The sequence below is a fragment of the Novispirillum itersonii subsp. itersonii ATCC 12639 genome, from assembly GCF_000381985.1.
Taxonomy (GTDB): domain Bacteria; phylum Pseudomonadota; class Alphaproteobacteria; order Rhodospirillales; family Rhodospirillaceae; genus Novispirillum; species Novispirillum itersonii.
In genome coordinates, this window is the sequence record NZ_KB907345.1 from 151924 (window position 1) to 159793 (window position 7870).

The 7870-nt window shown below is 63.2% G+C and carries 7 protein-coding genes; 6 read left to right on the forward strand and 1 reads right to left on the reverse strand.

Translation table 11 applies throughout. The features are described from left to right. Positions 1 to 135: 135 nt before the first annotated feature. The 6 genes from G365_RS0114210 (at position 136) to G365_RS0114235 (ending at position 7330) form a co-directional block, all read left to right on the forward strand. Positions 136 to 552, forward strand: coding sequence for a hypothetical protein (locus G365_RS0114210; RefSeq protein WP_019646197.1), 417 nt, complete (start codon positions 136 to 138; stop codon positions 550 to 552). A 280-nt stretch (positions 553 to 832) separates the two neighbouring features. Further along, positions 833 to 1432 (forward strand): hypothetical protein, encoded by a 600-nt coding sequence (locus G365_RS0114215; RefSeq protein ID WP_019646198.1) that lies wholly within the window; start codon positions 833 to 835, stop codon positions 1430 to 1432. Between the two features lie 2 nt (positions 1433 to 1434). Then, positions 1435 to 3654, forward strand: a complete 2220-nt coding sequence (locus tag G365_RS0114220; protein ID WP_019646199.1) for a hypothetical protein — start codon at positions 1435 to 1437, stop codon at positions 3652 to 3654. Continuing rightward, the gene (locus G365_RS0114225) at positions 3647 to 4135 is read left to right on the forward strand and encodes a hypothetical protein (RefSeq protein ID WP_019646200.1); all 489 of its coding nucleotides are present in this window, start codon (positions 3647 to 3649) and stop codon (positions 4133 to 4135) included. The genes G365_RS0114220 and G365_RS0114225 overlap by 8 nt, the downstream gene beginning before the upstream one ends. Before the next feature lie 3 nt (positions 4136 to 4138). Further along, positions 4139 to 4759, forward strand: a complete 621-nt coding sequence (locus tag G365_RS21690; RefSeq protein ID WP_019646201.1) for a hypothetical protein — start codon at positions 4139 to 4141, stop codon at positions 4757 to 4759. Between the two features lie 6 nt (positions 4760 to 4765). After that, on the forward strand, positions 4766 to 7330 hold the full coding sequence (locus G365_RS0114235) for a hypothetical protein (protein ID WP_019646202.1): 2565 nt from the start codon (positions 4766 to 4768) through the stop codon (positions 7328 to 7330). 106 nt (positions 7331 to 7436) lie between these two features. Here G365_RS0114235 and G365_RS24115 read toward each other — a convergent pair. Further along, positions 7437 to 7870 (reverse strand): hypothetical protein (locus tag G365_RS24115; protein WP_026345371.1); only part of this gene is annotated, 434 nt, incomplete at its 5' end.

The following is a 7870-nucleotide window of genomic DNA, read 5'->3' on the forward strand; positions in this document are numbered from 1 at the left end:
GCCCTTTGGGCCTGCGTTTTTGTTTTGTCCCTCAGGCGGCGGGCGGGGGCATCCGCCCCCTTGCCTTACGCGCGAATGGTCGCGCGGGCCTTCAACAGGCCAGTCGGCCCTTTGGGCCTCCAGTGGAGAACTCTCATGTACAAAGTCAACGGACTGACCAACTACCAGCGTATTCACGGGCAGGGGCTGGTCAACGCCCAGACCCTGCCGCAGAACGCCAGCGCTGACGGCAACGAAGGGCCGCTTCAGCTTTCCGGCACCATGGGCGCGGTGGAAGTGGTGGTGCGGGCCAACACCGCCCTGACCATCGCCGACACCAAGACCCTGACCGTCAAGCTGCAGCACCGTGACGGGGCGGCAGCCTTTGCCGATCTGGGCACCGTGGTCAGCCTGACCGCCACCGGCGGCAGCGGGGTGGTTGCCGCCGATACCGAGCTGGGGCGCTTTGCCCTGCCCAGCACCGTCAAGGCCGATGTCAAGGCGGTGATCACCACCACCGACGCGGCGGCGACGGGCAAGATCGACGTCATCCCCATCTATCTGCCGCGTTGATGTGATCGAGCGGGCGGGGGCTTCGGCCCCCGTCTTCGGCGGGGCTTTGTTTTCAGTCCCTCAGGCGCCGGGCGCGGGCATCCGCCCGCTTGGCTTACGTGCCCACGCGGGCACGGGGCCTCAATGGCCCAGTCGGTACGGCAAGGCCGTACCTCCATTTGCTGGGTCCCTCAGGCGCCGGGCGGGGGCGTCCGCCCTCTTGCCTTACGCGCGAATGGTTGCGCGGGCCTTCAACAGGCCAGTCGGCCCTTTGGGCCTCCGTTCTCATCAGGAGTGTGCCGTGGCCTCCAAAATTCAAGTCTGCAACATTGCCCTGTCGATGCTGGGGGCGGCCTCGATCTCTGACCTGTCGGAGAGCAGCAACGAGGCCCGCGCCTGCGCCCTGCATTTTGAGGATACCCTCAACACCCTGTTGCGGCAGCACCCCTGGAACTTTGCGACCGTGGAACGCGCCCTTGCCCCGCTGGAGGAGGTGACGGCGGCGGAATGGGTTTATGCCTACGCCTACCCCACCGACTGCCTGAGTGCCCAGCGGATCGTGGTGCCCGGTGCCGCCCGCCCGGTGCCTTATGTGGTGCGGGCGGCGGTTGATGGCGGCGGCAACATGCTGCGGGTGGTCTATACCGATCAGCCCGGCGCAAGACTGGCCTACACCCGCACGGTCACGGACCTGTCGGTCTGCGACGGCGAATTCCTCTCGGCGCTGCAACACCGTCTGGCGGCGGCGCTGTGCATGACCCTGACCGGCAAGGCCGACCGCCTGTCTATGTTGACCCAACAGGCGGAGGCATCGCAGGCCCGTGCCAAGGCCCGCGACGCGGGGGAAAACAGCGACGCCGATGACGCCTTGCCCGACTGGCTGACAGTGCGGGAGGGCTGACCATGGCGCTGATCTATCAGGCGAGTTTCGGCGGGGGCGAACTGGCCCCCAGCCTGTGGAGCCGGGTCGATCTGGCGAAATACGCCGAAGGCCTGAAAACCTGCCGTAACTTCTTTATCGCCGCCCATGGCGGGGCCTATTCGCGGCCCGGCCTGCGCTTTATCGCCGAGGCCCGCAACAGCACCCGCCCGGTGCGGCTGATCCCGTTCCAGTTTTCCACCGTCCAGACGTATGTGCTGGAATGGGGCCACCTGTATCTGCGCGTCCATAAAGACGGTGCCCCGGTGCTGGAAGGGGATAAGGCGGTCACGGCATCGGGGGCGGAGCTGACCGCCGCCGCCCACGGCTGGGCGGTGGGGGATGACCTGTTCCTTGAAGGGGTCTCCGGCGGGGGGAATAGCCGCACCGTGCGCATTACCGCCGTCACCGCCAATACCGCCACCGTCTCCGCGCTGGATGGCGGGGCGCTGGCCCTGACCGGCAGCGGCACGGCTGCCCGGGTTTACACCCTGACCACCCCCTACAGCGCCGACCAGATTTTCCGCCTGAACGTGGTGCAGTCCGCCGACGTGATGACGCTGTGCCACCCCGATCACCCGCCGCGTGAGCTGCGGCGCACCGGTCACACGGCATGGACCCTGACGGATATCACGTTCGTACCCCGGCAGGTGCCCCCGACCGGGCTGTCGGCAACCCCGATCAACAGCGGGTCTGAGCAGTATTCTTACGCTGTCACCGCCGTCAATGCTGACGATGCTGAAGAAAGTCCCCCGGCCTATGTCGGCCTGTCATCAGCGGCATCGGCGGCCTGGAAAAATCAGATCAACTGGGTGGCGGCCCCCGGCGCGGATACGTACAACATCTATCGGCAGAAAGCCGGGACCTATGGCTTTGTCGGTCGGTCAAAAACCACCGGCTTTGTCGATGACAACATCGCGCCCGATCTGGGTGACGGGCCGCCGAACCCACGCAACCCCTTTGTCGGCGCAGGCAACTACCCGCAGGCGGTGGCCTATTACCAGCAGCGGCGGGTATTCGCCGGGTCGGCGGCCAAACCGCAGACGGTCTGGCTGTCGGTGTCGTCGGCGTACAACAACTTTTCGGTCAGCACCCCGACCAAAGATGATGACGCCATCACCCTGACCATCGCCGCGCAGCGGGTGAACGAGGTGCGGCATCTGGTGCCGCTGACCAGCCTGATCGCCCTGACCAGCGGCGGGGAATTCACCATCGGCCCCGGCAGCCAGTCTGACCCGCTAACACCGTCAAACATCCAGACCCGGCCACAGGGCTACCGCGGTGCGGCGCATACCCCGCCGCTGGTGGTCGGCAATACGGTGCTGTACGTGCAGGCGCAGGGCGGCATCATCCGCGATCTGGGTTACGATTACACCTCTGACAGCTTTACCGGCAATGACCTGTCGGTGCTGGCGAATCACCTGTTTTCCGGCCACACCCTGACCGACTGGGCCTATGCGCAGACGCCGTATTCCATCATCTGGGCGGTGCGCGAGGACGGGACACTCTTAGGCCTGACCTACATGAAGGAACAGAAGGTCTGGGCGTGGCACCGCCACGACACCGACGGGCTGTTTGAAAGCGTCGCCACCATCCCCGAAGGCAACGAGGACGGGGTGTACGTGGTGGTCAGGCGCACCGTCAACGGTGTGACCCGGCGGTACATCGAACGCTTCGCCACCCGGGTTATCACGACGGTGCAGGACTGCTTCTGTGTTGATTCCGGCCTGACCTACAGCGGCCCGGCGGTCAGTACCGTTTCCGGCCTGTGGCATCTGGAAGGAAAGGCCGTTTCGGTGCTGGCTGATGGCAACGTGGTGGCCGGGCAGACCGTGACCAACGGGCGGATCACCCTGCTGCAACCATCGACCACGGTGCATGTCGGCCTGCCTTATACCTGCGACCTTCAGACGCTGGATATTGAAATGGCCAGCGTCGGCACCATTCAGGGCCGTGACAAGCGGGTGGTGGGCCTGACCGTGCGGATGGAAAACACCCGGGGGCTGGCCGTCGGCAAAGAAGGATCGCTGACCGAAATGCGGGTCGACCCCAGCGTGATCGCCAACCCGCTGCCGCTGGAAACCGGGGATTACCGCTTTGCGCTGCCGCCGGGCTGGTCCACCGGATCCAGCGTGCTGATCCGCCAGACTTACCCGCTGCCCGCCGGGGTGATGGCCATTGTGCCGGAGATCGACGTTGCCTGACGCCTCGTTGCTTAACGCCTACGCGATCACCGCGCCGACCGAAGCCGACATTGCCGCCGTTGCCGCCACCATGCGGGCGGCGGACGTGGCAGAGGTCTGGGCATCGCACCGGGTGACGCCGGAACAGGCGCTGCGGATCTCGCTGTGCCAGTCAATGGAGGCATGGACGGTCAGCCACGCCGGTCGGCCCCTGTGCCTCTGCGGTGTCGGGCGGCTGACCGATGGCACCCTGCTGGGCGGCCCGGTCAGTGTGCCGTGGCTGCTGGGCAGCGATGCCCTGTCGGATCACCGCCGGGCCCTGCTGCGGATCTCGGGCCGTATGGTGCCGCTGTGGCGGCGGCGGCACGGCCTGCTGGTCAACTGGGTTGATGCCCGCAACCGGGCCTCGCTGCGCTGGCTGCGCTGGCTGGGGTTTGAGATTGCGCCCGCCGCGCCGTTCGGGCCGGACGGGCTGCCGTTCCACCGTTTTATGATGAGGTGAGCTATGTGTGTGTTTGCACTTGCGGCGGCCCCTGCGGTCGCTGGAGCGGCTGGAGCGGCTGGTACGGCAGCGGCGACGGCTGCAACGGCATCTGCCTTTACCGCCGCCAATATCGCCGCCAACGTCGGGGTGTTCTCCGGCATCCTCGGCACGGGCATGTCCATGTACGGCCAGATGCAGCAGGGGCAGGCGGCCAAGGCGCAGGCCAACTATCAGGCACAGGTGGCGGAGCGCAATAAACAGGTGCTGGAGTATCAGGCGCAGGACCGCGCCGAGCAGGGCCAGCTTCAGGAAGAACAGCAGCGCCTGAAAGTGCGCCAGCTGATGGGCACCCAGCGGGCGGCGCTGTCGGCATCCGGCGTGACGCTGGATGACGGGTCGGCGGTCGATCTGCTGACCGATACCGCCGCCATCGGTGAGATGGACGCCCAGACCATCCGCCACAACACCGCGAAAGACCTGTGGGCGATCCGCAACCAGCAGCAGGGCCTTGACGCCGAAAGCACCCTGCTGATGAGCCGGGGCAAGGCGTCGGCGCAGGCGGGCGCCATCGGGGCGGCCAGCAGCCTGCTCGGCGGGGCCAATAAGGTGGCGGATGACTGGTATCGGTTTGAGAAGGGCTGATAGATCATGACGATACGTGTACCCACCCTGACCACCCGCACCGTAGAGGGGCAGGTTTTGCAGGCGCCGATGATGCAGGCGCGGGTTTCCTCTGCCGACGGTGGCGGGCTGGCGGCGCAGGGGATGATCAACGCCGGGCAGCAGGTGCAGGACCTTGGCAGCGCGATCAGCCAGCACGCCCTGAAGATGGCCGTTGATGACGCGAAAACCGAGGCGATGGCCGCCTACAACGACTGGCAGACCCAGCGTCTTGATCTGCTGGAAGGCGACGAGAAAGGCTATTTCAGGCTGACCGGCGAAGCCGCTTACCGGGGGGCGGAGGGGATTAACACCGCCCTGAAAACCGCGTGGGAAACCCGTGCCGGAACGATATCATCGCGGGCGCGGAAGATGATCGAGCCGCAGATCCTTCAGGATTTGCAGAGGGATGCCCTGTCTGTCGCCCGCCACGCGGCATCAGGGCGTGATGCCTGGCAGGACAGAACCGCGCAGGCGACGGCGCAGGGGATGGCGGCAGAGGCAGCCCGGTTTTTCGCCGATCCGGACCGACGGGAAACCGCCCTGAACACCGGGCGCGCCGCCATTTTCGAACGGGCGGCGCAGCGGGGCTGGTCAATCGGTGACCAGCGCCTGAAGGCCGAGATTGCCGCCTTTGACAGCAGTGCCCTGACCGGGGTGCTGCGCAAATACGCCGAGACTGACCCGCAAGGGGCAAGGGCCTATTTCGAGACGGTCAAAGGCAGGCTGTCTCCGGCTGACGCCAGCGCCATGGTGGCGCTGCTGGATCATCGGGGCATGCTGCACGCGGTTGACACGGCGGTGCAGGGTATCCGGGCGGTGCCGTGGAACGGGGACGGGCAGCCGTCACCGCAGGAGATCTGGGACCGCCAGCGGGCCGAGGCGGAAAAAATCGCCGACCCCAGCGTGCGGGCCGGGGCACAGGCCATTCTGGAGCGTGACTTCCGCCTTGCCGAAGCCGCCGCCACCCAGCGCCGCAAGGCCGGGCAGGAAGAGATCTATGCGCAGGTTGCCAAAGGGCTGAACCCCGCCACCCTGCCGCCAGAGGTGCAGCAGGTGATCGGGGCTGATTTCGTCAGCCAGATGCAGGGCCTGTATCAAAACAACGGGAAGGCCCCGTATGATCCGGCCCTTGAAGGGGCGCTGCAAAAGGCGTCGCTGGATAAGGATACCTTCGCGCAGATTGACCTGACCGCGCTGCGGGGCCGCCATGACAACGGGCGGCTGGACTACTGGATAGATCAGCAGCGGGCGATGACATCCGCTGACCCGAAGGATGTGGCCCGCCAGACCATGCGCCAGCCGGTGTATGGCATGGGCCTGTCGATTGTGCAGCAACAGTTTCCTGTTGCTGACGGGAGTGACCTGATGGCGGTGGAGCGGCAGGCCCGCGCCGCCGGGCAGACCCGCGCCTTTATCGACACCTTTATGGATGAAAAAGGCCAGCCCCCGAGCGAGGGGGATCTTTATCGCTTTACCCGCACCCTGAAAAACGGCGCCGCCGGCGACAGAACCGGCGGTTTCGGCTGGCGCGGCATCAACCCCGCCGTCATCGCTCAGAGCCCGTGGGGAGGCGCGGTTATGCCGATCGCCGATAAGCGACAGGCGGGGACGGGCGCGGCTAAGACACAGACGGCGACGGGCGCCGAGAATCAGAATGATCTGGTGAAGAGCTGGGGGACTGCAACCCCGAAGGAGAGGATCCAGATTTATGCAAAAATGAATAATGACGGGCGAAAAGCCGTCTTTGATCTGATGAGCCCAGAAGAACGTGAAAAAACTGCTCTGGACGATATTTTGGGGAATGAATATCGGCCACCCGTGTCTAAGGAGGGCTATTTTAAGGATAAAAACCAGATAGAGAACTGGCAGAATTTTTATCAAGAGGTCAGGTCAACGCAGGGTCTTTCGGAGGCCCGACAGATCTCCCTGCTGTTCCTTTACGCTCTTGAAGGGGGGAATGCCGCTGATGGTGAGGCGTTTGATGAAAATGGAAGAAAGAGGAATCGGACGTCGTCGGGAATTCAGCCTGGTACGTTGGCTGATTATAATAAAAAGAATAAAGATGATGAAATAAATAGCATTATTGATCCTGTTGAACTGAAAATAAAGCATCGTATTAAAGTTATGAATTGGTATATTGATGGTGCTCTTACTTCAGAAGGGGAGCTGCTGAAACTGGATGATCTGGGGGACCCACTGCTGGCAGCCGCAGTGGAAGACACCCTGTACCGCCACGGATCCGGCCCCAATGGCGGTCCAGCTGTGATTAATCGAACGATCGATGATCTTGCCGGGGCGTATAATGCGTCACTCCCGGAGCCGAAAAAAGGCTTGACAGTCAATGAAACGACCCCCGGTTTCGGTAAGAACTCCTTCAAATATGTGAAATGGATGACCCGTGATCCGAAAATGCGTGATCGGTTTCTGAATAGGTTGGCTGATAATAGAATAGACGCTTTGAAGAAGAAGAAATTATTCGGTGGCGGCGATATAGAGCGGGTTAACTGGTACCGTCCTAATAGATACTCTAAAAAACTCTACCTTGATTGAATGATTCCGTGAGTTTTCTCTTCCCCCACCGCGGACAGCCGTGTGCAGATCCGCGGGGGCGGTGGCAGGCCGCCGCCCCCGCTGGTCTTGATCAGGTCAGCATTTCTTAACGCCGATCATCGTCGTCCGGATTGTGTTGGGCAACAACCTCCCAAGTATTCCTGCTTTTCTTAACCAAGTATGTGGTTCTCGAGCCGTAAACCCGAAAGCAGCTTTTCAGGATGGTCCTGCATCTGGTCTCTTCGAATTCAACGACGTAGTTCCCTGGCTGGGCTCTTATGCCCTTGACGGAAATCCGGTCTCCCTTACGGACTTCCTTCACCACCGGGAAGCGATAGCTGATGTAGGCATCAAAGTATACATCAGGTGATGTTCGCGCTATAAGTTTTATGTATTCCTCGTCATATCCGGCGGTTTTGCACAGGTCTTCATTGTTTAGAGCCTCGCAGCCGATCTTGGTCTCCACGGCGCAGAGCGGGGAGGTTTTCTGGCCGATGCAGGTGCTGGTGTTCGGGATGTTTTCATTGATGCTGAGGATGC

What these genes read in the sequence shown, in the direction of transcription:
- G365_RS0114235 (WP_019646202.1), top strand. Translation starts at nt 4,766, where the DNA reads ATGACGATACGTGTACCCACCCTGACCACCCGCACCGTAGAGGGGCAG.
- G365_RS0114210 (WP_019646197.1), top strand. Translation starts at nt 136, where the DNA reads ATGTACAAAGTCAACGGACTGACCAACTACCAGCGTATTCACGGGCAG.
- G365_RS21690 (WP_019646201.1), top strand. Translation starts at nt 4,139, where the DNA reads ATGTGTGTGTTTGCACTTGCGGCGGCCCCTGCGGTCGCTGGAGCGGCT.
- G365_RS0114220 (WP_019646199.1), top strand. Translation starts at nt 1,435, where the DNA reads ATGGCGCTGATCTATCAGGCGAGTTTCGGCGGGGGCGAACTGGCCCCC.